Here is a 24,181-nt window from a genome sequence, read left to right on the forward strand (position 1 = left end):
GATGCGGCTCACGTCATCTCGAGCCAGACCGGCAAGTGATCCGAACCGGCCGCTTGCCGGTCGACCCACAGGCGCCTCAGCGATTTGGCAAGCGAGGCGCTGGTGAAGACGTAGTCGATGCGCTTGTAGCGGCTGGTATCGCCCGGCCGCTTGGGGTCGACCCAGGTGACGAGATCGGCGCCGGCGGCGCCGAGGCGCGTGGCAGCATCGATGGCGAGGTCGGCGGTCACCGGCATGCCGAATTCATGGTCAGGCTGGCCGGCGAGTTCGACATGTTCCGGCGATCCAGCCAGCATGTTGAAGTCGCCCATGACGACGAAGGCGTCGGGACAAGGCAGGTCCGGCAAGCCGATCTCGGCGACGCCGGAGAGCCCGCCGCCCTCGAGCGGGTATTTCAACAGACGCTGGCGCAGAAAGCGGATCTGGCTCAGGCGTTCAACCGGGCTGCGGTGGTCGAGATGGGTGGAATAGAAGCGGATCGGACCAAGCGGCGTTTCGATCAGCGCCTCCAGCGCGCCGCGCTGGAAGTTCATCGCCTCGACACTGCGGCTGCGCGGCAAAAGGAGATTGCGCGACAGATGGATCGGCGTCCTCGACAGCACCATGTTGCCGAGCTGGAAGGTGGTCGTGATGGCGCGGCCGTTCTCCAGGCGCGAGCCGGCGTCGGCTTCGAAATTGCTGCCGTAGACGGCAAAATAGTCGGGCAGCGCCTCGCCGAGGTCGGCCACCATGTCGCGGCCGCCATTCTTCGGGTTAGCGCGGGTGACCTCCTGCAGCGCGATCACGTCGGCGCCGCGCACGGCATCGGCGATACGGCCGATATCATAGCGGGCGTCGAGGCCGACGCCGTAGTGGATATTGTAAGTTACCAGCTTCATTCCGACATCTCGCGCTTGGAAAGCCGAGGATCGATTTTTCGGCAAGGGTCAACCAAATGGTACGCGTCCAGAGCTACGCGCGACGTTACAGTAGCAAAAACGGCCCTCGCCCTTCGACCCGCCTTGGTTTAGAGCAATCCCGCAAAGCCAATAGCAGAAACCATACAATCCGATGAAATTTCTCGATCAAGCCAAGGTCTACATCCGCTCCGGCGACGGCGGCGCCGGTTCGGTGTCGTTCCGGCGCGAAAAGTTCATCGAGTTCGGCGGCCCGGACGGCGGCGACGGCGGTCGCGGCGGCGATGTCTGGGTCGAGGCGGTCGATGGGCTGAACACGCTGATCGACTATCGCTACCAGCAGCATTTCAAGGCCAAGACCGGGACGCACGGCATGGGCCGCAACATGACCGGCGCCAAGGGTGCCGACGTAACGCTGAAAGTGCCGGCCGGAACACAGGTCTTTGCCGAGGACAATGAGACGCTGATCTGCGATCTGACGGTCGTCGGCCAGCGCTTTCTTTTGGCCAAGGGCGGCAATGGCGGCTTCGGCAACCAGCACTTCAAGACCTCGACCAACCAGGCGCCGCGCCGCGCCAATCCCGGACTGCCGGGCGAAGAGCTCAACATCTGGCTCAGGCTGAAGCTGATCGCCGATGCCGGCCTCGTCGGGCTGCCCAACGCCGGCAAGTCGACCTTCCTGGCGGCGGTCACCGCGGCCAAGCCGAAGATCGCCGACTATCCCTTCACCACGCTGCATCCCGGCCTTGGCGTGGCCCGCATCGACGGTCGCGAATTCGTCATTGCCGATATCCCGGGCCTGATCGAAGGCGCGCATGAAGGTGTCGGCATCGGCGACCGCTTCCTTGGCCATGTCGAGCGCACGCGTGTCCTTCTGCATCTTGTCTCGGCGCAGGAAGAAAATCCGGGCAATGCCTACAAGACCGTGCGTGCCGAGCTCGAAGCCTACGGCAATGGGCTGACCGACAAGGTCGAAATCGTCGCGCTTTCCCAGGTCGACATACTCGATGCCGACGCACGCAAGAAAAAGACCGCCTCGCTGAAACGTGCGGCCGGCCGCGCGCCGATGCTGCTTTCGGCGGTCACCGGCGAAGGCGTCGAGGCGGTGTTGCGCGCGCTGATGGCAGTGGTGGCCGATGCACGCGAGGCTGTCGCTGCGCCGGTCGAGACGCGCTGGAACACATAGCCATGGCCGCGCAATCGCTGAAAAATTATCGGCGCATTGCCGTCAAGATCGGCTCGGCGCTGCTTGTCGACCGCACGACGGGCCTGAAGCGCGACTGGCTGGCCTCGCTTGCCGACGACATCGCCGTGCTGGCCAGTGGCGGCGCCGAAATTCTCGTCGTGTCTTCCGGGGCGATTGCACTCGGCCGCACCATCCTCGGCCTCGGCAAGCGGGCGCTGAAGCTCGAGGAGAGCCAGGCGGCGGCCGCCGTCGGGCAAATCGCGCTGGCCGGCGCCTGGTCGGATGCACTCGGCAAGAATGGCTTGAAATCGGGCCAGATCCTGCTGACGCTCGGCGACACCGAAGAGCGCCGCCGCTATCTCAACGCGCGGGCGACGATCTCGACACTGCTCAAGATGAAGGCGGTGCCGGTCATCAACGAGAATGATACGGTAGCCACCTCCGAAATCCGCTATGGCGATAACGACCGGCTGGCGGCGCGTGTCGCCACCATGATGGGCGCCGACCTTTTGGTGCTGCTCTCCGACGTTGACGGGCTCTACACGGCACCGCCGGCGCGTGACCCGCAAGCTCGATTCATTCAGGTCGTCGACCGCATCACTCCCGACATCGAAGCGATGGCGGGTGCCGCTGCTTCGGAATTGTCGCGCGGCGGCATGCGCACCAAGCTCGACGCCGGCAAGATCGCGACCGCCGCCGGCACCGCCATGATCATCACATCGGGCACGCGGCTGTCGCCGCTGCTGGCAATCGAGCGCGGCGAGCGTGCCACCTTCTTCCGGCCGAGCGCCAATCCGGTCAAGGGCTACAAGACCTGGATCGCCGGGCAGCTCGAACCTGCAGGACGGCTGACCGTCGATGCCGGCGCCATCGGCGCGCTGCTCTCCGGCAAGTCGCTGCTGCCGGCCGGCGTCAAACTGGTCAGCGGCAATTTTGCGCGTGGCGACACGGTGGCGATCCTGTCGCCGGAGGGCCGCGAGATCGCGCGCGGGCTGGTTGCCTATGATGCCGCCGATGCCGTAAGGATCGCTGGCCTGAAGACGGCCGAGATCGAAACCGTGCTCGGCTACGAGGCGCGTTCGGCGATGATCCACCGCGACGATCTTGTGGTGAGCCATGCCGGTGGCGAGCAAGTAGTCGGTGACCAGGTTACATAGCGGAGGATGAGCCATGCTGACGCTGCATGAAAAATCCCGGGATGATACCGTGGCGCTGATGGCCGATATCGGCCGCCGCGCGCGTGCCGCGGCCCGCCCGCTGGCCATAGCTGCGGCCGAGCGCAAGCACGCGGCGCTGTTCGGCATGGCTCAGGCGATCCTTCGGCATGAGCAGGACATCCTCGACGCCAATGCCATCGACATCAGAAATGGCAGGGAGGCTGGCCTATCGGCAGCGTCGATGGATCGGCTGAAGCTCGATCCCGCCCGCATCCGCGCCATGGCAGACGGTATCAGCGAGATCGCCGGGTTACGCGATCCGGTCGGCGATGTCATTGCCGCATGGGACCGGCCGAACGGGTTGCATATCGAACGGGTGCGCACGCCGCTCGGCGTCGTCGGCGTCATCTATGAGAGCCGGCCTAACGTGACCGCCGATGCCGGCGCGCTCTGCCTCAAGGCGGGCAATCCGGTGATCCTGCGCGGCGGCTCGGATTCGGCGAATTCTTCCGCCGCTATCCATGCCTGCCTGGTCGAGGGGCTGAAGGCAGCCGGGCTGCCGGAGGATGCCATACAATTGGTGCCGACCACCGATCGCGCCGCCGTCGGCGAAATGCTGAAAGGACTTTCCGGCAATCTCGAGGTCATCATTCCACGCGGCGGCCGCAGCCTGGTCGAGCGTGTGCAGAACGAGGCGCGGGTGCCGGTCTTCGCGCATCTCGAGGGCATCTGCCATCTCTATATCGACCGATCGGCCGATCTCGACATGGCGGTCAAGATCGCGGTCAATGCCAAGATGCGGCGCACCGGGGTGTGCGGTGCTGCCGAGACGCTGCTGGTCGACCGTGCCGCCGCCGGCACGCACCTGGTGCCGATCCTCGAGGCCTTGCGGGCGGCAGGCTGCGAGATCCATGCCGATGCCGAGGCGCTGAGGCTTTATGCCGATGCCCAGCCCGCGACCGATGCAGACTGGGTGACCGAGTATCTCGATGCCATCATTGCGGTGAAGCTGGTCGACGGCATTGGCGGCGCCATCGAGCATATCGAGACGTTTTCCTCGCATCACACCGAGGCGATCATCGCCGAGGACGCCACAGCAGTCGACCGGTTCTTCAACGAGGTCGATTCGGCGATCCTTCTGCACAACGCCTCGACCCAGTTTGCCGATGGCGGCGAGTTCGGCATGGGCGCCGAGATCGGCATCGCCACCGGCAAGATGCATGCACGCGGGCCGGTCGGCGTCGAGCAACTGACCTCGTTCAAATACCGCGTACGCGGGTCGGGACAGGTGAGGCCTTGAGCGCCGGTCTTACCCTCCCCCTTGTGGGGAGGGTGGCGAGCATCGCGAGCCGGGTGGGGGTGCGACGCTGAACTCTGCAACACCCCCACCCCGCTCCGCTTCGCGGATCGACCCTCCCCACAAGGGGGAGGGTAAGGAATCCGTATCCTCCCACTATCTGCACATGCCGCATGCCGGGAAAGGCGTGGCGGTCGGGCTGTTCGGCGGTTCATTCAACCCACCGCATGCCGGCCATGCGCTGGTCGCCGAGATCGCGCTCAGACGGCTTGCGCTCGATCAGTTGTGGTGGATGGTGACGCCGGGCAACCCGCTCAAGAATGCCGGTGACCTGGCGCCGCTGGCCGAGCGGCTGCAGCTATCCGAAAAGATCGCCAAGAACCCGAAGATCAAGGTCACCGCCTTCGAGGCGGCCCACCGCGTCCGCTTCACCGCCGACACGCTGGCGCTGGTCAAGGCGCGGAACCCGGGCGTCGATTTCGTCTGGATCATGGGCGCCGACTCGCTTCGCGACTTCCACCGCTGGCAGCGCTGGCGCCGCATCGTGATGACGTTTCCGATCGCGGTGGTCGACCGGCCGGGTGCGACGCTGTCGTTCCTGTCGTCGGTGGTCGCCAAGACCTTCGACTATGCCCGCGTCGACGAAGGCGACGCACCGCGGCTCGCCCGCATGACGGCGCCGGCCTGGACCTTCATCCACGGCCCGCGTTCGTCGCTGTCGTCGAGCGCGATCCGCAAGGTGGCAAAGGGCTGAACCGGCGCGGAAGGCAAGTCCGGTGATGTCGCTTTTGCCGCTGCCTTGACCTGCTTGATGGGCGATCCTCGGTCATGACGATTCTCGAGCGCGACCAGGACAAGAACGGTCTAGGGCAGCCGGCGCCGTCAATCGCCATTGCCAGCATCCTCTTGTCGATGGCGCTGATCGCCGTCGGCAATGGGCTGATGTTCGCCTATATCCCAGTCCGGCTCGGCGCCGAGGGCTTCGATCCGACATGGGCGGGGCTGATCGTCACCGGCCTTTCGGCTGGCGGCCTTGCCGGCTGCATCCTGACCGGGCCGCTGGTGCGGCGTGTCGGCCATGCCCGCGTGTTCATGGTGCTGTCGGCACTGATCGTGCTGTCCAACGCCGCGGTCGGCGCCGGGCCGCACCCCTTGCCATGGATCGCTGCACGGGCACTCTACGGCTTTGCCATATGCGGCCTGTTCATTGTCGCGCAGAGCTGGCTGAACGATGTCGTCGCCAACGCCATCCGCGGCCGGGTCATGGCTATCTTCTACGTTGCCTATGTCGCCGGGCTCGGCGTCGGCTACTCGACGCTGGCGTTGATCGATATCCGCGCGGCCGACGCGCCGCTGATCGGCATTGCCTTCACCGCGCTGTCGATCCTTCCCGTCGGGCTGACGCGGCTTGCGCAGCCGCCGGCGCCGCAAGCGGCGTCCGTGGCGCTCGGCCGCGCCTGGCGGATCTCCCCGGTCGGAGTTGCCGGCATGCTTGCCGTCGGCGGCCTGTCGATGACGATCTCGGGTTTTGCGCCGATCCATGCCACGGCCAAGGGCTACAGCCAGGCCGACGTCGCCTTGCTGCTTTCGGCAATGCCGGTCGGCACGCTGATCCTGCAGATTCCGCTCGGCTGGATTTCCGACCGCACCGACCGGCGCTTTGTGCTGATCGCGGCGTCGGCGCTTGCCGCCGCGGCGGGCCTGTTTGCCCTCGGTTTCGACGGCGGCGCGCTGGCGGCGCTGCTCGTCATCTATGTGGTCTGGGACGGCGCCTCGGAATCGATCTATTCGCTTGCCAGCGCCCATGCCGGCGACCGCGCCGGCAAGGACGACATGGTGGCGTTGTCGAGCTCGCTTTTGTTTGCCTGGTCGCTGTCCGGCTTCGTCGTACCCGGCATTGTGACCGGACTTTCCGCCGTCTACGGCACGCAGGCCTTCATCTATGTGGCAATCGTCATTGCCACCGCCTACTGCCTGTTCGTTCTCTGGCGCGTCGTCATGGTTCGGCCGGTGCCCGCCACCGAGACCGGGAGTTTCGCGCCAATGACGGCGCAGGCGCCGTTGCCTGTCGATCTCGCCTTCGCGCCCGAAGATCAGCGCGGGCGCGGAGGACTTTGAACACCCTCCAGCTGGTTTCAAATCCTCTATTGCCGCGTGGCTGAGGCATCCGGCTGAGGCGCTTTCGGTGCCGGCGCCGGGACCGAAAGGCCTTCGGCATCGAACGCCTGCTTGACCCCTTTGGTGAGGTCGATCTGGGCGGCGAAGAAATCGGCAGCCGCCGTCCAGTAGCGCAAGCTGATGGCGACGGTGCTGTCGCCGACGGTCGCGACAAAGGCGATCGGCGCAGGCTGCCGCCTGACGCGCCGGTCGGCGGCGGCAACGCCAAGCATGGTCTTCTGCGCAAAATCGATGTCGTTCCAGGAGCCGATGCTGAGCGTGATGTCGCCGCGACGCACACCGTTGCGGGTGAAGTTGCGGACCGGCTGGTTCCACAGGGTCGAGTTGGGTGCAAGCACGTAGACGCCTTCGACCGTCCTCAGCGTTGTGGCAAACAGCCCGATCTCCTCGACGGTGCCGGATATCGCGCCGACTTCGACATATTCGCCGATGCGGAACGGCCGCAGCGCCAGCAGCATGATGCCGGCGGCAATGTTCTGCAGCGTGCCTTGCAGCGCCAGGCCGATGGCCAGGCCGGCGGCACCGATAGCGGCAATGATCGAAGCCGTCTGCACGCCGAACTGGCCGAGAACCATGATCACGACCAGTCCCAGGATGGCGTAGCGGACGACCTGCGAGAAGAAATGGCGGAGCGTTTCGTCGAAGCCGCTGATATGGCCGAGGCCGGCATAGATCGAACGCTCGGCGAGGCCGGCGACGATGTAGCCGATGACCAGCAGGATGACGGCGCCGACCGCCGAAAGCGAGTAGGAGACGATCAGCGTGCTGAGTTGCGCAAGGCCGGATTGCACGGTGAGGAGGGCGTTCTGGGGATCGATCTGCATGTCGGGATTCCGGTTCGTGGATGAGCCGATAACCGCTGCGGGACGAGGCGGTTCCGAATTTCTGGTCCGGAAAAGCCGCAAATTCGGCCGTTACCGGGTGCCTGCTTGCGAGCGGTGTCTTGAAACTGCAACCTAACTCTGCCTATCTAAGCAGTGTCACCTGATTTCAGAGGTGATTTGGTTGTTCTTGCTGCGAAAGGAAATACACTGAGAACAGCACTGCGGAAGAAGGCCGACATCGTGCCTTCGCCGGCCGGGATCAGCGTAAACGACGCCGTGTCCCGCGCCATCAAGACAGTCCTTGCCAGTCTGGAAGACTCCAAGGCCGATAACATCGTCTCAATCGACATTCAGGGGAAATCGAGCCTCGGCGACTACATGGTCGTCGCGTCTGGCCGATCGCACCGTCATGTCTCGGCTGTTGCCGATCATCTCCTTAAGGCGCTCAAGGATGCCGGGCTCGGCACTGCGCGCGTCGAGGGGCTGGCTGGCGCCGACTGGGTCCTGATCGATTCGGGCGACATCATCGTCCATGTCTTCCGTCCCGAGGTCCGCGACTTCTACAATCTCGAAAAGATGTGGCAGGCGCCCGATCTCGAGGAGGAGACCCTCCACTGAGCCGTATTCGTCTTGATGCATGTCGTTGTCAGACATGCATCAGCGGCTCTTCGAGGCAGGGATGAAGATTACGGTTCATGCCGTGGGCCGAATGAAAGCCGGCCCCGAGAAGCAGTTGGCCGACCGCTATTTCGAGCGTTTTGCCAGGAGCGGTCCTGCCGTAGGCCTCGAATTCGCTGGGATCGTCGAGATTGCCGAAGGTCGCGCGCAGACGGCCAATGAGCGCCGGCGCGAGGAAGGCCAGAAGCTGCAGACGCACTTGCAACCGGGCACGGCGCTGATGCTGCTCGATGAGCGCGGCAAGAACCTTTCCTCCGAGGATTTCGCCGGCCGCATAGGTTCGCTGCGCGATGGCGGGCGCAAGGCGCTGGTGATCGCCATTGGCGGCGCCGACGGCCATGACCAGTCACTGCGCGACCTGGCTGATCTGACGGTGTCGCTCGGCGCGCTGACCTGGCCGCATCAGCTGGTCCGCGTGATGCTGGGCGAGCAGCTTTACCGGGCGGCCACGATCCTTTCCGGTCACCCCTACCATCGTTCATGAACTCGGCTCCGTCGGCGAATTGATGCCAGCCGCCCGGATTTTTGCCCCAATGCTCATCGACAGTTTGGGCTCATGGGGTTTGTCGATGACGGCCGGGGCTCGAACATGGTTGATGGTTCGTTAACGAAGCCGCGCATAGAGTTGAGCTTCAATGTCTGAAGACTGGAAATCACGAACGGGCTCCTGGCGCGTGCGCTACGGCATCGCCGTGGCGACGATCGCGCTTTCGCTCGGCGTCGCGCGGGCCGAGAACACGCTCGACCTGGCGCCCGACCCGGACCAGAGCCGCGCCGAATACGAAAAAGTATCGAAAGAGATCACGCTGTCGTCCGAGCGGCTGGCCAAGCTCGCCGCCGACATAGCGGCTGTCAAGAAGGACCACGCCTCGATCACCGCGGCGCTGATCCAGTCGGCGATGACCGAGCAGAAGCTCGGCCAGGACATCGAGGACATTGGCGGCAAGCTGGAAGGGCTGAAGGCGCAGGGGCAGAAGATCCGCGCCTCACTGGCCGCCAGACGCGACGTTCTGGCCGAAGTGCTCGGCGCGCTGCAGCGCATGGGGCTCAATCCGCCGCCGGCGATCCTGGTCAAGCCGGAGGACGCATTGTCGTCGGTGCGCAGCGCCATCCTGCTCGGTGCCGTGGTGCCGGAACTGCGCCAGCAGACCGACATGTTGCTGGCCGACCTCAAGGAGCAGTCGCGGGTGACGGCCTCGATCGAGGCCGAGCGGGCGCGGCTGACGGCAGCTGTCGGCGAGCAGGCGGCGGAAAAAAAGCGGCTCGGCATGCTGCTCGAAGCCAAGCAGAAGCTCGCCGCCGATACGCAAACCGCGCTGGCCGTCGAAAAGCAGCGGTCCGCGACGCTGGCGGCCAAGGCCGGCAGCCTGAAAGAACTGATCGCCTCGCTCGAGGCCGACAGAGCCCGCAAGGCGGCGGATGCGGCCAAGGCAGCCGAGCAAAAGACGGCCGACGCCGACAAGGGCCCGGTATCGGCTGCGGCGCCGACGGAATTGGCCTCGCTGCCGGTGCCGGAGAGCAACAGGCTCACCGCTGCCGCGCCGTTTTCCGCGCTTCAAGGGCAGATCGCGCTGCCGGTCACCGGCAGGATCAAGCGGCGCTTCGGGGCCGACGACGGTAACGGCGCGATGATGCTCGGTGACATGGTTGCGACACAATCGGGAGCCATCGTCACAGCGCCGGCGGATGGAAATGTGCTTTATGCGGGGCCTTTCCGCTCTTACGGTCAACTCTTGATCCTGAATGCGGGTGACGGCTATCATGTCGTCCTGGCGGGGATGAGCAGAATCAGCGTCGCGTCTGGCCAGTCGGTGCTCGCAGGTGAGCCGGTCGGCGCGATGGGAGAGGCCCGGGTGGCGAGCACCTCGGCATCGAAGAATGGAAATGCCACGCCGGAGCTCTATGTCGAGTTCCGCAAGGATGGAAAACCCGTCGATCCGGCCCCATGGTGGGCGGACCGTTTTTCTGGAAGGACGTGAATGATGCGGAAACTGTCGCTTCTGTTTGCCGGTGCGCTGATGGGTGCATCGGCGATGAGCCTGGTCTATGGCGCGCCCGGCTCGACAGCGAAAGCTGCGGGCTCCGAGACCTATAAGCAACTGGCGATCTTCGGCGATATCTTCGAACGGGTACGGGCGAATTATGTGACGCCGCCCGACGACAAGTCGCTGGTTGAAAATGCCATCAACGGCATGCTGTCGTCGCTCGACCCGCACTCCTCCTACATGAATGCCGAAGAAGCGCAGGACATGCGCGTGCAGACCAAGGGCGAATTCGGCGGCCTCGGCATCGAGGTCACCATGGAGAACGACCTGGTCAAGGTGATCACGCCGATCGACGATACGCCGGCCGCCAAGGCAGGCGTGCTCGCCGGCGACTATATCGCCAAGATCGACGGCGAGGAGGTCCGCGGTCTGACGCTCAACGACGCCGTCGAGAAGATGCGCGGGCTGGTCAATACGCCGATCAAGCTCACCATCTTGCGCCAGGGCGCCGACAAGCCGATCGAACTGACCGTCGTGCGCGATATCATCAAGGTCAAGGCGGTCAAGTTCCGGGTCGAAAACGACATCGGCTACATGAAGATCACCTCCTTTACCGAAAAAACCTATGACGACCTCGAGAATGCCATCGACACCATCAAGAAGCAGGTGCCGAACGACAAGCTCAAGGGCTACGTGCTCGACCTGCGTCTCAATCCGGGCGGTTTGCTCGACCAGGCGGTGAGCGTGTCGGATGCCTTCCTCGACCGTGGCGAGATCGTCTCGACGCGCGGCCGCGACCCGAAGGACGTCACCCGCTTCGACGCGCGGGCCGGCGACGACATCGGCGGCAAGCCGCTGATCGTGCTCGTCAATGGCGGCTCGGCCAGTGCCTCGGAAATCGTCGCCGGCGCGCTGCAGGATCTGCGCCGCGCCACGGTGGTCGGCACGCAGTCCTTCGGCAAGGGTTCAGTGCAGACCATCATTCCGCTTGGCGAGAACGGGGCGCTGCGGCTGACGACGGCGCTCTATTACACGCCGTCCGGCAAGTCGATCCAGGGCAAGGGCATCACGCCCGACATCAAGGTCGACCAGCCGCTGCCGGCCGAACTGCAGGGCAGGGACCTGACGCGCGGCGAATCGGACCTCAAGGGCCATATCAAGGGCGCCGACGAAAGCACGACCGGTTCGGGTTCGGCAGCCTATGTGCCGCCGGAACCGAAGGACGATTTGCAGCTCATCTATGCCGAGCAGCTGCTGCGCGGCCAGAAGACCGATCCGGCGTTCCCGCCGAATCCGCAAAAGGCCGTGTTGAACCAGTAAGGGCAGGCAAGCCGGGCCAAACAGGTCTGGCTGCCTGAGCGAAGCGATGCGATGCTGCCGGGGCCGCGAGGCTCCGGCAGTTTGATTCGGGGGCCGCGGCCGGCATGCTGCGCGTCCAGTGATGCAAGGGGACGCGCCGACATTTTGGATTTTGCGCCTCCGGAGAAGGTTTACTTCGGGGATGCACGCCGGAGGGTGCGGGCTTGGCTGATATCGGCAAGGACATAGAACGACCTCTCGGACAGGCGATTCGGCTGCCGCGCTCAGGCAGCCAGATCAGCGCCGGTACGGTCGCGGCCGCGCTTGTCGTGCTGTCCGTGGTCGGCGTCTCCAGCGCGATCGCCTTGCGAGACAAGCCGTTCCGGAAGCTGCAAGAAGTAGCCGTTTCGACGCCGAAGACGCCGGCGGCGGATACCGCCGCCGCGCCCGCCAAGGCGACGCCCGAAATGGCTGCGCAAAGCAACGCAAGCGGGGCCAACATAAGCGGGCCGAAGACGGGCGGTCCGCAGATCATCCATGTCCAGACCGAGGGGGGCGCCGCTCCACCCGATGCGGCCATAGTCATTCGCGACCCTTCGACGATCGGCCAGAACCTCAGGATCGCGCATATTCCCGACAAGGCGCTGGTCGAGGCCAGCGAAACCGGTCCGTTGCCGATCCGCGCCGCCGACGGCAGGCGCCCGTTCGATGTCTATGCGCGGCCGTGGTCCGGGGCTCGCGGTGCACGCGTGGCGCTCGTCATCGGCGGGCTTGCCGTGTCGCAGACCGGCACGCAGGCAGCCATCGCCAAGCTGCCGGCGGAAGTGACGCTGGCCTTCGCGCCGCAAGGCAACAGCATCGGCCGCTGGATGCAGGTGGCGCGGCAGAGCGGCCATGAGGTCATCATGCAGGTACCGCTTGAGCCGTTCGACTATCCGAACGTCAATCCCGGCCGTAACACGCTGACCGTGGCTGCAACGCCGGACGAGAATTTGAAGAATTTACGCTGGGCGCTGTCGCGAACGACCAACTACACCGGCGTCATGAACTATATGGGCGCCCGCTTTTCGGCCGACGCGACGGCGATGGGGCCGTTGATGGCCGAGCTTGGCAAGCGTGGTCTGGCCTATGTCGACGACGGTTCGTCGGCGCGCAGCCTGGCACCCGAACTGGCGCTGAAGGACGGCGTGCCGTTCGTCGGCGGCGATACGGCGATCGATGCGGTGCAGGACCGCGGCGCCATATTGAAGAAACTGGATGGGCTGGAAGCGACGGCACGGGCGAAAGGCTTTGCCGTCGGCATCGGCTCGGCTTTCGACCTGACGGTGGATACGGTGTCTTCCTGGGTGACCGAGGCCAAGAAGCGTGGCATCGAGATCGTGCCGGTTTCGGCGGTGGCCATAGATCCGGAAAAAGGCTGAGATGGCAAAGAACAAGCTCGTTGAGCCCGAGACGCTGCCCTACCGGCCCTGCGTAGGGGTGATGGTCCTCAATGAAGCCGGCCTGGTTTGGGTCGGCCGTCGCATTGCCGAGCCGGACAGCGAATTCGCTGGAACGACGCAGCTCTGGCAGATGCCGCAGGGCGGCATCGATGATGGCGAGGAGCCGCTGCCCGCGGCGGCGCGTGAACTTTACGAAGAGACCGGCATGCGCTCGGTGTCGCTGCTGGCCGAGGCGCCGCGCTGGATCAAATACGACCTGCCGGCGCATCTGGTCGGCGTCGCCTTCAAGGGACGATATCGCGGCCAGACGCAGAAATGGTTTGCCTTCCGTTTCCATGGTGACGAAACCGAGATCGCGATCAATCCGCCGCCGGGTGGCCACAAGGCCGAGTTCGACCGGTGGGCGTGGCGGCCGATGCTGGAACTGCCGGGCCTGATCGTGCCGTTCAAGCGCAAGGTCTACGAAGACGTGGTGGCGGCGTTCCGGCACCTGGTGGCGTAGCCGCCGGCCTTCCGTTAAAACAGGTCGGCATGAACGACATCTCCAGCAAATCTCTTCCGCCGACCGTCACCCTGGGCGAACCGATCAGCGAAGCCGCGGCAGGGGCGATCCTGACCATCGATCTCGGCGCCGTCCGTGAGAACTACCGGCGGCTGAAGGCGCGGCTGGGCGGCGTCGGCTGTGCTGGAGTGGTCAAGGCCGACGGCTATGGGATTGGCGCGGCGCCGGTGGCGGCGGCGCTGATGGGTGAGGGCTGTAATACTTTCTTTGTTGCGCATTTGGCCGGCGGCATCTTGCTGCGCAAGGCGCTCGGCTCAGACCCGGCCATTTATGTGCTGAACGGCATTCCGCCGGGTGCGGAAACGGAAGCGGTTGCGGCAGGGCTTTGCACCGTACTCAACAGCGCCAGCCAACTCGCGGCATGGCGCGAGATGGCCGGGCGGGTGGGCCGTAAGTTGCCGGCCGCCCTCCAGGTCGACAGCGGCATGTCGCGGCTCGGCATGACGCCATCCGAGGTGAAGGCAGTCGCGCAGGATCCGCAGGCTTTCGACGGTGTCGAACTGACGTTCGTGATGAGCCATCTCGCCTGCGCCGATGAACCCGAGCAGCCGGCCAACGAGCGGCAGCGGCTGGAATTCGAACGGCTGCGCCGGATGCTGCCGGGAGCGCCGGCTTCGTTTGCCAACTCATCAGGCATTTTTCTCGGACAGCGCTATCACTACGACCTCGTTCGTCCGGGTGCCGCTCTCTATGGCATCAATCCGACGCCGGCGAAGGAAAACCCGATGCTGCCGGTGGTGCGATTGCAGGCCAAGGTCATCCAGACGCGGATATTGGAGGCCGGCGCCGGTGTCGGCTACGGTCACACTTTCCACGCCAAGGCCCCGCTTGCTGCGGCGACGATTTCGCTCGGCTACGGCGATGGCTGGCATCGTCGCGCCGCTTCCGCCGCCTGGCTCGAAAATGTGCGGCTGCCCTTCGTCGGCCGGGTTTCGATGGATACGATCATCCTCGACATTTCCGCACTGCCGCCCGGCAGGCTGAAGGCCGGCGACCTCGTCGAACTGATCGGACCGTCGTCGCAGACGGTGGATCAGGTAGCCGGCCAGGCCGGCACCATCGGCTATGAGGTCTTGACCAGCCTCGGCCACCGTTTCCACCGGCGCTATGTGAATGGCTAGGACGCAAGGTTGTTGTCCTCACGCATGTCTTTTCCCTAAGCATCGGCACTTGGCTGACGCCACAGAATCCGGCAGACATGAGGCGGCGATGATCCCGGTCTCGAATCCCGACGAGATGCCGCCGCGGAGAACCAAACGATGAAGATCTTCGTGCTGGGCGGCGGCGTAATCGGGGTCACCACCGCCTATTTTCTTGCCGAGGCCGGTCATCAGGTGACGGTGATCGATCGCCAGAAAGGCCCGGCGCTGGAAACCAGCTTTGCCAATGCCGGCGAGATCTCGCCCGGCTATGCCTCGCCCTGGGCCGGGCCCGGCGTTCCGCTGAAGGCCATCAAATGGCTTTTGATGAAGCACGGTCCACTGGTGGTGCGACCGGCCCTCGATCCGCATATGTGGATATGGCTGGTCAAGATGCTGCGCAATTGCACGGCTGAACGCTACGCGCTGAACAAGGCGCGCATGGTGCCGCTGGCCGAATACAGCCGCGACACGCTGAAGGCGCTGCGCGAGGCGACCGGCATCGCCTATGACGAGCGCGCCAAGGGCACGCTGCAGCTCTTCCGAACGCAAAAGCAGCTCGACGGCGTCGGCGGCGATGTCGAGGTGCTGAAGGCCTATGGCGTCCCCTACGAGGTCCTCGACCCCGACGGCTGCATTGCGGCCGAGCCTGGGCTGGCCGGCGTGCGCGAAAAATTCGTCGGTGGCCTGCGGTTGCCCGGCGACGAAACAGGCGACTGCAAGATGTTCACCGACAGGCTTGCCGAGCTTTGCGCGGCACGCGGCGTCACCTTCGAATACGACACGGAGATACGGCGCGTCGTCAAGAAGCGCGATCGCATCACCAACATCAGCACCAGCAAGGGCTTGATGGTCGCCGATGCCTATGTGATGGCGATGGGCAGCTATTCGGCACGGTTCATGCGCATGCTGAAGCGGCCCATCCCGGTCTACCCGGTCAAGGGCTATTCGATCACCCTGCCGATCAAGGACGCCGCCGCTGCACCGGTCTCGACCGTGATGGACGAGAGCTACAAAGTAGCGATTACCCGGCTCGGCGACCGTATCCGGGTCGGCGGCACGGCGGAGATTTCCGGCTTCGACCTGCGGCTGCATGAATCGCGGCGCCGCACGCTCGAACATTCGGTCGGCGACCTGTTTCCGGGCAGCGGCGACATGCGATCGGCGACCTTCTGGTGCGGCCTGCGGCCGATGACACCGGATGGGCCGCCGCTGATCGGCCGCACCGATTTCTCCAATCTCTATCTCAACACCGGCCATGGCACACTCGGCTGGACCATGGCCTGCGGCTCGGCCAAAGTTCTGGCCGACATCATCTCCAGCCGGGTGCCCGACATCGACGTCGGCGATCTCGGGCCCGGACGATACGCCAAGTAAGACGCCCACCAGCTAAGACAGCCAGCGGCCGGCAGGCTCACGCGAACAAACCCCTGTCCCGTTCGACGGCCTTGGTAATGAAGCTCGCGACGACCTGGACGCGGCGCAGCGGCCTGACCGATTCATGATAGACCAGCCAGTAGGCGCGGCGGATGGGTGCGACGATATCGAGAGGCACTAGCTCCGGCATCGAGCGGGCAACGAAGGTGTGCAGGATGCCGATGCCGGCGCCGGAACGCACCGCTTCGGCCTGGCCGAGCGCGGAGGAAATGGCGAAGCTGGTGCGCCAGTCGGGGCTGAATTCGGCCGCGTAGTCGAGCGAGGGACTGACGATCAGGTCCGGCACGTAGCCGATCAGCGTATGCTGGCCTAGCTCGGCGGCGGTTCCGGGCAGGCCTTGGGTGTCGGCGTAGGCACGCGACGCGAACAGGCCGAGCGTGTAGTCGACCAGCTTTCCCGCCACTAGGCGGCCTTCCGTCGGCCGTTCGACGGTGATGGCAATGTCGGCCTCGCGCCGGGACAAAGAGAAGGAGCGTGGCACCGGCACCAGCTGGATGGTGAGCTCACGGTGCAGAGCGGTCAGCGCGCCGAGGCGCCTGGCCAGGAAGGCGACGCCAAAGCCGTCCGGCGCGCCGATGCGCACAGTGCCCGAGATGTCGTCGCCTTCGCCTGAAACGGTCGAGCGCGCGGCGATCATGTCGCCCTCCATGCGTTCGGCAATCTCGAGGAAACGCTCGCCCGCCGGCGTCAGCTCGCTGCCGGTGGTAAGCCGGCGAAACAGTTTTGTCCTGAGCGCTGCCTCGAGGGCGGCAATGCGGCGCGAGACGGTCGCGTGATTAAGCTCCAGCCGCCTGGCGGCGCCGAGGATCTGGCCGGCCCGCGCTACGGCAAGGAAGATACGGGCATCATCCCAGTTCATGAGGGTCCTGGCGATAACGATCAAAACCGCGTTCCTTCGCGCCCCCCTCTGTCCTGCCGGACATCTCCCCCTCAAGGGGGGAGATTGGCAGTTTCGCCGCAGGCGTCTTTCTTGCCGCGGTGAAGATTTCCGAAGGCGGGCGTGACAGCCAATCTCCCCCCTTGAGGGGGAGATGTCCGGCAGGACAGAGGGGGGCGGTGAAGGAACTCAATCTCAATCCTTGCTGCTGGGGACCTGCATTCTTCCTATTTGCGAGAATTGATGCTCTGCCGTCAACCGCTATCTATTTTCTGCACAACGGTTGCGTTTTCGCTCGCGTTGCCATCGCTCCCGCAAAGGCGGACAATGCCTCATCACGAACCAGGGAGAGAGACCATGATCGAATACGGTCATTTCATCGGCGGCAAGCGCGTCGCCGGAACCAGCGGCCGCAAGCAGGACGTCATGCAGCCGATGGACGGCACGGTGCGCGGCACGGTGGCGCTGGCTTCGCAGGCGGAATTGCGTGCGGCGGTCGAAAACGCCAAGGCCGCACAGCCCGGCTGGGCGGCGACCAATCCGCAGCGGCGCGTACGCGTCCTGATGCGGTTCCTCGAGCTGGTCGCCAAGGAGTATGACGCGCTGGCCGAGATATTGGCGCGCGAACACGGCAAGACCATCGCCGACGCCAAGGGTGACATCCAGCGCGGCCTCGAAGTGGTCGAGGTCTGCATCGGTGCGCCGCATATGATGAAGGGCGAGTTCACCGATGGCGCCGGCCCCGGCATCGACGTCTATTCGATGCGCCAGCCGCTCGGCGTCGTCGCCGGCATCACGCCGTTCAATTTTCCGGCGATGATCCCGCTGTGGAAGATCGCGCCGGCCATCGCCTGCGGCAATGCCTTCATTCTCAAGCCGTCCGAACGCGACCCGGGCGTGCCGATGCGCATTGCCGAACTGTTTATCGAGGCCGGTCTGCCGGCGGGCATCCTCAATGTCGTCAATGGCGACAAGGAAGTGGTCGACGCCATCCTCGACGATGCTGACATCAAGGCCATCGGTTTCGTCGGCTCGACACCGATCGCCCAGTACATCTATTCGCGCGGCTGCGCGGCCGGCAAGCGCGTGCAGTGCTTCGGCGGTGCCAAGAATCACATGATCATCATGCCGGATGCCGACATGGACCAGACCGTCGACGCGCTGATCGGCGCCGGCTACGGCTCGGCCGGCGAGCGCTGCATGGCGATCTCGGTGGCCGTCCCGGTCGGCAACGACACCGCCAACCGGCTGATGGAAAGACTGGTGCCGCGCGTCGAGAGCCTGAAGGTCGGTCCGTCGACGGATTCTTCCGCCGATTTTGGCCCGCTGGTCACGGCGCAGGCGTTGGAACGGGTCAAGTCCTATGTCGACACCGGCGTCAAGGAAGGCGCCAAGCTGGTCGTCGACGGCCGCGGCTTCTCCATGCAGGGCTACGAGAACGGCTACTATATGGGTGGCTGCCTGTTCGACAACGTGACCGCCGACATGCGTATCTACAAGGAAGAGATCTTCGGGCCGGTGCTGTCGGTGGTGCGCGCACCGACCTACGAGAACGCCATCAAGCTCGCCAACGAGCACGAGATGGGCAATGGCGTCGCCATCTTCACCCGCGACGGCGACGCGGCGCGCGACTTCGCCTCGCGGGTTCAGGTCGGCATGGTCGGGATCAACGTGCCGATCCCGGTGCCGATCGCCTACTACACCTTTGGCGGCTGGAAGGCGTCCTCCTTCGGCGACCTCAACCAGCACGGGCCGGACGCGTTCCGCTTCTACACCAAGACCAAGACGGTAACGTCGCGCTGGCCGTCCGGCGTGAAGGACGGTGCCGAGTTCGTCATCCCGACGATGAACTGACCGAACGGTTTCCTGTCAGCGCGTCCTCGCCTTCGGCTTGGGGCGCGCGGGCCGGCGTGAAGGATGGCGCCGAATTCGTCACCCCGACGATGAACTGATCCAAATCGCAGAAAGCAAGAAAAGGCCCGGGCACCAAGCTCGGGCCTTTTTGCCGCGGTCTTCATCGGCATGAACACTAATGTGATGGAACCAAGAAGGCAGCAATCTTCTTAGGTTGCAGTCCTGCCGCGAAGGAGATGCTGGCAGATCAACCAACGGCGCTGGTGACGGCTCCGGGGGATATCGTCCGGCGCAAAGGAGGTGTCAGATGGCACGTCTCATGGCGACTATAGCTTGCGCTGCGATGGCCCTTTCCGCCGTCCCGGCAATGGCTGCCGAGCAATGTGCGGCACGCGCCGATATGGTCAAGGCGCTCGGCGAGAAGTTTCATGAAAACCCGAGCGCGGTCGGCGTCGTCAATCCGAATGTGGTGCTTGAAGTCTTCGTTTCCGACAAGGGCACATGGACCATCCTCGCCAGCGACACAAAAGGTCAAAGCTGCGTGATTTCAGTCGGCGAAGGCTGGGAGAGCGCGATGACGAAAGCGGCGCTGCCAGGCACCTGAACGATTTATCACGGGTCTGCGCGCCTCGGCATGGCCGCGCGGCCTGTGGCTCATTCTTTCGGCGACAGCCGTAAAACGGATCTGCAGGCGCCCGCTTGGGCGCCTGCTTGCGCTTTTCCATTATCGATACCATATATCGAGAACATAATGGGAACATCTGAAATCGTTCCCACCAATGGCAGACCGGAACACAGAAAGGAACGACGCGATGATGATGACGTCGGAACCGGCCTGGATCGCTCCGACAAAATGAGGCCGTCAAACCCCTCCTTTGCCGGAACGTGATGGCAAAGGAGGTGCCCTATGGCACGCAAATCGCTGTTGAGATGGGTGAAAACCCTGGTTCTTGCTGGCGCATTGGCGGTGGGTACGAACACCGCAGGCGCGCAATATCAACACTGCGTTGAACATGGCGAGCTCGTCGCCCATTTGAGCGAGAAGTTCCAGGAAAGGCAGTTTGCTTTGGGGCTGATCGGTCATGAGGCGGTCATGGAAGTCTTTGTCGCCGAGACCGGAACCTGGACCATCGTCGTCACCGATATCGCCGGCAGAAGCTGCATCGTCGCGGCCGGCGACAATTGGGAAAACGTGATGGCCCTGCCCGGCCAGGGGGCATGACGAAATGGCAGGCTCAGCGTGTGGCAGCTGCCTCGGCATGGCCGCGCAAAAGCGCCATCAGGCGCTTGGCGTCCTTGGCCGCGGCATCTTCGTCGCCGGCGAGGATCGAACGGATCAGTGCGACATGATGCTCGGCGGATTCGGCCAAGCCGGTATCGGCCTTGTAGCGGAACCAGAAGCGACGGCTATGGGTTTGCAAGGGTGCCGCCAGGCGCGCGGCGAACGGGTTGTCGGCAGCCAGCGCCAGCGCCTCGTCGAGCGCCTTGTCGGCCTGGATAAAGTAGAACACATTTTCCGAAATCACCGCCTTTTGCATGGCAAGGGCAGCGTCATGGAACAGGTCGGCGGCCTCGCGGGTGACGAAGCGGGCGGCCGAGCGGGCAAGCACCACCTCGACGCCACGGCGGGCGTCGAGGACACGCAGCCAGTCGCCGGGGTGAAGCGGCGCGATGGCGATGCCGGCGCGCGGCCGGACCTCGAGCAGGCCCTCCCAGGCCAGCCGCTGGATTGCTTCGCGAACCGGGGTGCGGCCGAGGCCGAGCCTGTCAATCAGCGCCCCCTCGGTGATGAAGCTCGCCGGCGCCAGTTCGAGAGTTACGATCATGTGCTCGAGCCTGCGGTAGGCCTTCGCAGTTGCCGGCTCGGAGCCCCGGCTGTCATATACCAATGCGGCATCTCCTGATATATTGTTGATATATCATATCAGATTCAACGTTGACAGCCGGCTTCTTAAGAAATATACGACTGATATATCAGATGGAGCGATCGACATGTGGGCCGGAGTCTTCCCCGCCGTTACGACCAAATTCACCGAGGACGACGGCCTCGACCATGCCGAGATGGAGCGCTGCTTTGCGCTGCAGATGGAGGCCGGCTGTGACGGCATCATCGTCTGCGGGTCGCTCGGCGAAGGCCCGATGCTGTCGCACGACGAGAAGATCGCGGTGCTGAAGACCGCGCAGAAGATCGCCGGCAAGAAACCGGTGCTGTTGACGGTCAACGAGGCCGGTACACGCGAGGCGGCGGCGATCGCGCGCCGCGCCGCCAAGGAAGGCGCCGACGGTTTGATGGTGGTGCCGAGCCCGATCTACCATACCAATGCCGAGGAGACGGTCGCGGCACTCAGCGCCGTCGCCGCGGCCGGCGACCTGCCGGTGATGATCTACTCCAACCGGCTTGCCTACCGCGTCGACGTCACCGTCGACCAGATGGAGGAGTTGGCGAAGGACCAACGCTTCGTCGCCATAAAAGAGTCCTCCGACGACATCCGCCGCTCGACCGAGATCATCAACCGCCTCGGCGACCGCTACGACCTGTTCACCGGCGTAGACAATCTCGCCTTCGAGGCGCTGTCGGTCGGCGCCATCGGCTGGGTGGCGGGCCTGGTCACCGCGTTCCCGCGCGAGACCGTCGCCATCTACCAGCTGATGCGACAGGGCCGCCGCGAGGAGGCGTTGAAGATCTACCGCTGGTTCCGGCCGCTGCTCGACCTCGACGTTTCGACCTATCTGGTGCAGAACATCAAGCTTGCCGAAGTGCTGGCGATCAACACCAACGACCGCGTGCGCATGCCGCGCCAGCCATTGTCGGGCGAGCGGCGCAAGGCAGTCGAAAAGATCGTCAGGGATGCGCTGGCGGTGCGGCCAGAGCTGCCGACATTCTGATCCAGTCGCTTTGAAGGCATTTGCAGATGTGCAGCGCGGCGCACGGCAATGAATGATAATGCTACGCTCGATGTCGCCATCATTGGTGGCGGCATCATCGGCATCTGCGCCGCCGCCTTTCTGGCAGAGGCGGGGCGAAACGTGACGATCTTCGATCGGACGGGGATCTGTGAGGAAACCAGTTCCGGCAATGCCGCTGCCTTTGCCTTCTCCGATGTGCTGCCGCTCGCCCACAAGGGCATGATCAAGCAGTTGCCGAAATGGCTCGCCGACCCGCTCGGCCCGCTCAGCATCCCACCCGCGTATCTGCCGAAGCTGCTGCCCTGGCTGGTCCGCTTCTGGCGCGCCGGCAGAAGCGACCGCTATGAAGGCGGCCTTGCCGCGCAGGCCGGGATGATGAAGCTCGCCGAGGCGGAATGGATGGGCTTGCTCGACCGTTCCGGCACACGGCCGATGCTGCGTGAGGACGGCTCGCTCGAACTCTACGACAGCGGGACCGAGTTCAAGGCTTCACTGCCCGGCTGGGCGGCAAGGCAGCGCTTCGGCATCGGCTTCAGCCATGTCGAGGGGAGCGCTCTCACAGCCCTGCAGCCCGGTCTGTCGCCGCGCTTCGTCAAGGGAACGTTCGTGCCGGGGTGGAAAACCGTTGCCGATCCCAAGCTGCTTGGAAAGGCCTTGTGGGCCTATGCCGAGAGGTTGGGCGCCGGGTTCGAAAGGGCCCGGATCGAGCGTGTCGAGGCGGGACAGGACGGCGCGATCCTGACCACGGCCGACGGCACGCGGCGACGGGCGAAGCACGTCGTCATCGCTGCCGGGGCCTGGTCGCATCTGCTGGCGAGACATCTCGGCGACGGAATCCCGCTGGAGACCGAGCGTGGCTACAACACGACGTTGCCGAAGACTGCCTTCGACGTAAAGCGGCAATTGATCTTCTCCGGACATGGCTTCGTCATCACGCCGCTCGAGACGGGCCTGCGCGTCGGCGGCGCGGTCGAACTCGGCGGCCTTGAGAGGCTGCCCAATTATGCGCGCTCGAAAGCGCTGCTCGAAAAGGCGCAGAAATTCCTGCCGGGACTGGATCCGGCCAATGGACGCGAATGGATGGGGTTCCGGCCGTCGCTGCCGGATTCGCTGCCGGTGATCGGGCGGTCGCAACAAACGCCGTCGGTGGTGTATGGTTTCGGCCACGGTCACCTCGGCCTGACCCAGGCCGCGGTGACCGGGCGCTTGATCCGCGAGCTCGTTCTCGGGCAGAATCCATCGCTCGATCTCGGCCCGTTCAGCCCGCAACGGTTTTGAGTTCGAAGACAGTCAGTTGGGAGCCGGCATGGCCAAGAATTCCTTCTTCTGCATAGACGGCCACACCTGCGGCAATCCGGTGCGGCTGGTCGCCGGCGGCGGGCCTTTGCTCAAGGGCTCGACGATGATGGAGCGGCGAGCGCATTTCCTGGCCGAATATGACTGGATCCGCACCGGGCTGATGTTCGAGCCGCGCGGCCATGACGTGATGTCCGGCTCGATCCTCTATCCGCCGACGCGTGAAGATTGCGACATCGCCATCCTGTTCATCGAAACCTCGGGCTGCTTGCCGATGTGCGGCCACGGCACCATCGGCACGGTAACTTTTGCCGTCGAGCATGGGCTGATCAAGCCGAAGACACCGGGCGTGCTCAGGCTGGATACGCCGGCGGGCTTGGTCGTAGCGGAGTACAGCCAAGTCGGCGACTATGTCGAGGAGGTGCGCATCACCAATGTGCCTTCCTTCCTCTATGCCGAGGCTCTGACGGTCGAATGCCCCGGGCTCGGCGAGATCAGCGTCGATGTCGCCTATGGCGGCAATTTCTACGCCATCGTCGAACCGCAAAAAACCTATCGCGACATGGCCGACCATTCGGCCGGCGAACTGATCGCCTGGAGCCCGGTGATGCGGCAGCGGCTCAACGAGAAATATTCCTTCGTCCACCCGGAGAATCCCGGCATCGATAAGCTGTCGCACATATTGTGGACCGGGGCGCCGACCAACCCGCAAGCCGATGCCCGCAACGCCGTCTTCTACGGCGACAAGGCAATCGACCGCTCGCCCTGCGGCACCGGCACCTCGGCGCGGATGGCGCAGCTTCACGCCAAGGGCAAGCTTGGGGTCGGCAACGACTTCGTCCACGAATCGATCATCGGGTCGCTGTTCAAGGGCAGGGTGGAGAAAGAGGTCACCGTCGCCGGCAAGCCGGCAATCATTCCGTCGATCGGCGGGTGGGCGCGGATGACCGGATTGAACACGATCTTCATCGACGACCGCGACCCGTTCGCGCACGGCTTCGTCGTCAAATAGAGAAAACGCTGACGCAAGCGAAAGAAAGAGAGCGCAAACGGATTGCCTTCGACGGCGCAACGATCCCGCTCATCAACTTATTTTGACGGCGATTTCTTCGAAATGGGTCGCATGCTGCGATTGAATCGTCAAAGACATTGCGTTAGGCCAATGGT

At 64.5% G+C, this 24,181-nt stretch carries 22 protein-coding genes and 1 pseudogene; 19 read left to right on the top strand and 4 right to left on the bottom strand.

What is annotated here, in order from left to right:
- Positions 1-8: 8 nt before the first annotated feature.
- Entirely contained in the window at positions 9-878 is an 870-nt protein-coding gene (locus NKH90_RS04275; RefSeq protein ID WP_352683292.1) for an endonuclease/exonuclease/phosphatase family protein, read from the bottom strand.
- 172 nt (positions 879-1,050) lie between these two features.
- On the opposite strand from NKH90_RS04275, the gene obgE reads away from it, so the two are divergent.
- The 5 genes from obgE to NKH90_RS04300 all read left to right on the top strand — a co-directional run bounded on the left by obgE (position 1,051) and on the right by NKH90_RS04300 (position 6,654).
- Complete coding sequence (gene obgE / locus NKH90_RS04280) at positions 1,051-2,082, top strand: GTPase ObgE (RefSeq protein ID WP_352817564.1); 1,032 nt, start codon at positions 1,051-1,053, stop codon at positions 2,080-2,082.
- A 2-nt stretch (positions 2,083-2,084) separates the two neighbouring features.
- Complete coding sequence (proB, locus tag NKH90_RS04285; RefSeq protein WP_352504903.1) at positions 2,085-3,239, top strand: glutamate 5-kinase; 1,155 nt, start codon at positions 2,085-2,087, stop codon at positions 3,237-3,239.
- Between the two features lie 13 nt (positions 3,240-3,252).
- A complete protein-coding gene (locus tag NKH90_RS04290; protein ID WP_023678072.1) occupies positions 3,253-4,539 on the top strand; it encodes a glutamate-5-semialdehyde dehydrogenase in 1,287 nt (428 codons plus the stop codon).
- Between the two features lie 163 nt (positions 4,540-4,702).
- On the top strand, positions 4,703-5,290 hold the full coding sequence (locus NKH90_RS04295; RefSeq protein ID WP_031212055.1) for a nicotinate-nucleotide adenylyltransferase: 588 nt from the start codon (positions 4,703-4,705) through the stop codon (positions 5,288-5,290).
- A gap of 74 nt (positions 5,291-5,364) precedes the next feature.
- Entirely contained in the window at positions 5,365-6,654 is a 1,290-nt protein-coding gene (locus NKH90_RS04300) for an MFS transporter (protein WP_352817567.1), read from the top strand.
- 26 nt (positions 6,655-6,680) lie between these two features.
- On the opposite strand, the gene NKH90_RS04305 is transcribed toward NKH90_RS04300, so the two are convergent.
- Entirely contained in the window at positions 6,681-7,538 is an 858-nt protein-coding gene (locus NKH90_RS04305; RefSeq protein WP_352817570.1) for a mechanosensitive ion channel family protein, read from the bottom strand.
- A gap of 240 nt (positions 7,539-7,778) precedes the next feature.
- Here NKH90_RS04305 and rsfS point away from each other — a divergent pair, with 240 nt between their 5' ends.
- The 8 genes and pseudogenes from rsfS to NKH90_RS04345 all read left to right on the top strand — a co-directional run.
- A complete protein-coding gene (rsfS, locus tag NKH90_RS04310) occupies positions 7,779-8,156 on the top strand; it encodes a ribosome silencing factor (RefSeq protein ID WP_352817572.1) in 378 nt (125 codons plus the stop codon).
- 61 nt (positions 8,157-8,217) lie between these two features.
- A complete protein-coding gene (gene rlmH / locus NKH90_RS04315; RefSeq protein ID WP_023678067.1) occupies positions 8,218-8,700 on the top strand; it encodes a 23S rRNA (pseudouridine(1915)-N(3))-methyltransferase RlmH in 483 nt (160 codons plus the stop codon).
- A 151-nt stretch (positions 8,701-8,851) separates the two neighbouring features.
- Entirely contained in the window at positions 8,852-10,195 is a 1,344-nt protein-coding gene (locus tag NKH90_RS04320; protein WP_352817575.1) for a murein hydrolase activator EnvC family protein, read from the top strand.
- A complete protein-coding gene (locus tag NKH90_RS04325) occupies positions 10,196-11,521 on the top strand; it encodes a S41 family peptidase (RefSeq protein WP_023678065.1) in 1,326 nt (441 codons plus the stop codon).
- Positions 11,522-11,724: 203 nt separating this feature from the next.
- The gene (locus NKH90_RS04330; protein ID WP_352817578.1) at positions 11,725-12,921 is read left to right on the top strand and encodes a divergent polysaccharide deacetylase family protein; all 1,197 of its coding nucleotides are present in this window, start codon (positions 11,725-11,727) and stop codon (positions 12,919-12,921) included.
- Position 12,922: 1 nt separating this feature from the next.
- Positions 12,923-13,444: an RNA pyrophosphohydrolase gene (locus NKH90_RS04335; RefSeq protein ID WP_352817580.1), complete on the top strand. Its 522-nt coding sequence runs from the start codon at positions 12,923-12,925 to the stop codon at positions 13,442-13,444.
- A gap of 29 nt (positions 13,445-13,473) precedes the next feature.
- Positions 13,474-14,625, top strand: coding sequence for an alanine racemase (gene alr / locus NKH90_RS04340; protein ID WP_352817583.1), 1,152 nt, complete (start codon positions 13,474-13,476; stop codon positions 14,623-14,625).
- Between the two features lie 117 nt (positions 14,626-14,742).
- A pseudogene (locus NKH90_RS04345) lies at positions 14,743-16,020 on the top strand (D-amino acid dehydrogenase); the annotation flags it as partial.
- A gap of 37 nt (positions 16,021-16,057) precedes the next feature.
- Here NKH90_RS04345 and NKH90_RS04350 read toward each other — a convergent pair.
- Positions 16,058-16,939 (bottom strand): LysR family transcriptional regulator, encoded by an 882-nt coding sequence (locus NKH90_RS04350; RefSeq protein ID WP_352817811.1) that lies wholly within the window; start codon positions 16,937-16,939, stop codon positions 16,058-16,060.
- A 375-nt stretch (positions 16,940-17,314) separates the two neighbouring features.
- Between NKH90_RS04350 and NKH90_RS04355 the strand changes: the two genes are divergently transcribed.
- The 3 genes from NKH90_RS04355 to NKH90_RS04365 all read left to right on the top strand — a co-directional run bounded on the left by NKH90_RS04355 (position 17,315) and on the right by NKH90_RS04365 (position 20,033).
- Positions 17,315-18,811 carry a CoA-acylating methylmalonate-semialdehyde dehydrogenase gene (locus tag NKH90_RS04355; RefSeq protein ID WP_352613323.1) on the top strand — a complete coding sequence of 499 codons (1,497 nt, stop codon included), beginning with the start codon at positions 17,315-17,317 and terminating at the stop codon, positions 18,809-18,811.
- A gap of 307 nt (positions 18,812-19,118) precedes the next feature.
- On the top strand, positions 19,119-19,415 hold the full coding sequence (locus tag NKH90_RS04360; RefSeq protein ID WP_352471247.1) for a hypothetical protein: 297 nt from the start codon (positions 19,119-19,121) through the stop codon (positions 19,413-19,415).
- Positions 19,416-19,718: 303 nt separating this feature from the next.
- Positions 19,719-20,033, top strand: a complete 315-nt coding sequence (locus tag NKH90_RS04365; protein ID WP_352471246.1) for a hypothetical protein — start codon at positions 19,719-19,721, stop codon at positions 20,031-20,033.
- Between the two features lie 13 nt (positions 20,034-20,046).
- Here NKH90_RS04365 and NKH90_RS04370 read toward each other — a convergent pair whose 3' ends face one another.
- Positions 20,047-20,637: a GntR family transcriptional regulator gene (locus NKH90_RS04370; RefSeq protein ID WP_502893709.1), complete on the bottom strand. Its 591-nt coding sequence runs from the start codon at positions 20,635-20,637 to the stop codon at positions 20,047-20,049.
- A gap of 166 nt (positions 20,638-20,803) precedes the next feature.
- Here NKH90_RS04370 and NKH90_RS04375 point away from each other — a divergent pair, with 166 nt between their 5' ends.
- The 3 genes from NKH90_RS04375 to NKH90_RS04385 are packed head-to-tail and all read left to right on the top strand — an operon-like array spanning position 20,804 to position 24,026.
- Positions 20,804-21,697, top strand: a complete 894-nt coding sequence (locus NKH90_RS04375) for a dihydrodipicolinate synthase family protein (protein ID WP_352817589.1) — start codon at positions 20,804-20,806, stop codon at positions 21,695-21,697.
- 48 nt (positions 21,698-21,745) lie between these two features.
- A complete protein-coding gene (locus NKH90_RS04380) occupies positions 21,746-22,996 on the top strand; it encodes an NAD(P)/FAD-dependent oxidoreductase (RefSeq protein ID WP_352817592.1) in 1,251 nt (416 codons plus the stop codon).
- A 28-nt stretch (positions 22,997-23,024) separates the two neighbouring features.
- Complete coding sequence (locus NKH90_RS04385) at positions 23,025-24,026, top strand: 4-hydroxyproline epimerase (RefSeq protein ID WP_352683322.1); 1,002 nt, start codon at positions 23,025-23,027, stop codon at positions 24,024-24,026.
- Positions 24,027-24,181 lie beyond the last annotated feature (155 nt).

It is taken from the genome of Mesorhizobium sp. M0898 (assembly GCF_040319695.1).
Taxonomy (GTDB): Bacteria; Pseudomonadota; Alphaproteobacteria; order Rhizobiales; family Rhizobiaceae; genus Mesorhizobium.

Bases quoted from the DNA above. Each gene is read 5' to 3' on its own strand.
- NKH90_RS04275 (WP_352683292.1), bottom strand. From the start codon at position 878: ATGAAGCTGGTAACTTACAATATCCACTACGGCGTCGGCCTCGACGCC.
- obgE (WP_352817564.1), top strand. From the start codon at position 1,051: ATGAAATTTCTCGATCAAGCCAAGGTCTACATCCGCTCCGGCGACGGC.
- proB (WP_352504903.1), top strand. From the start codon at position 2,085: ATGGCCGCGCAATCGCTGAAAAATTATCGGCGCATTGCCGTCAAGATC.
- NKH90_RS04290 (WP_023678072.1), top strand. From the start codon at position 3,253: ATGCTGACGCTGCATGAAAAATCCCGGGATGATACCGTGGCGCTGATG.
- NKH90_RS04295 (WP_031212055.1), top strand. From the start codon at position 4,703: ATGCCGCATGCCGGGAAAGGCGTGGCGGTCGGGCTGTTCGGCGGTTCA.
- NKH90_RS04300 (WP_352817567.1), top strand. From the start codon at position 5,365: ATGACGATTCTCGAGCGCGACCAGGACAAGAACGGTCTAGGGCAGCCG.
- NKH90_RS04305 (WP_352817570.1), bottom strand. From the start codon at position 7,538: ATGCAGATCGATCCCCAGAACGCCCTCCTCACCGTGCAATCCGGCCTT.
- rlmH (WP_023678067.1), top strand. From the start codon at position 8,218: ATGAAGATTACGGTTCATGCCGTGGGCCGAATGAAAGCCGGCCCCGAG.
- NKH90_RS04320 (WP_352817575.1), top strand. From the start codon at position 8,852: ATGTCTGAAGACTGGAAATCACGAACGGGCTCCTGGCGCGTGCGCTAC.
- NKH90_RS04325 (WP_023678065.1), top strand. From the start codon at position 10,196: ATGATGCGGAAACTGTCGCTTCTGTTTGCCGGTGCGCTGATGGGTGCA.
- NKH90_RS04335 (WP_352817580.1), top strand. From the start codon at position 12,923: ATGGCAAAGAACAAGCTCGTTGAGCCCGAGACGCTGCCCTACCGGCCC.
- alr (WP_352817583.1), top strand. From the start codon at position 13,474: ATGAACGACATCTCCAGCAAATCTCTTCCGCCGACCGTCACCCTGGGC.
- NKH90_RS04350 (WP_352817811.1), bottom strand. From the start codon at position 16,939: ATGAACTGGGATGATGCCCGTATCTTCCTTGCCGTAGCGCGGGCCGGC.
- NKH90_RS04355 (WP_352613323.1), top strand. From the start codon at position 17,315: ATGATCGAATACGGTCATTTCATCGGCGGCAAGCGCGTCGCCGGAACC.
- NKH90_RS04360 (WP_352471247.1), top strand. From the start codon at position 19,119: ATGGCACGTCTCATGGCGACTATAGCTTGCGCTGCGATGGCCCTTTCC.
- NKH90_RS04365 (WP_352471246.1), top strand. From the start codon at position 19,719: ATGGCACGCAAATCGCTGTTGAGATGGGTGAAAACCCTGGTTCTTGCT.
- NKH90_RS04370 (WP_502893709.1), bottom strand. From the start codon at position 20,637: ATGATCGTAACTCTCGAACTGGCGCCGGCGAGCTTCATCACCGAGGGG.
- NKH90_RS04375 (WP_352817589.1), top strand. From the start codon at position 20,804: ATGTGGGCCGGAGTCTTCCCCGCCGTTACGACCAAATTCACCGAGGAC.
- NKH90_RS04380 (WP_352817592.1), top strand. From the start codon at position 21,746: ATGAATGATAATGCTACGCTCGATGTCGCCATCATTGGTGGCGGCATC.
- NKH90_RS04385 (WP_352683322.1), top strand. From the start codon at position 23,025: ATGGCCAAGAATTCCTTCTTCTGCATAGACGGCCACACCTGCGGCAAT.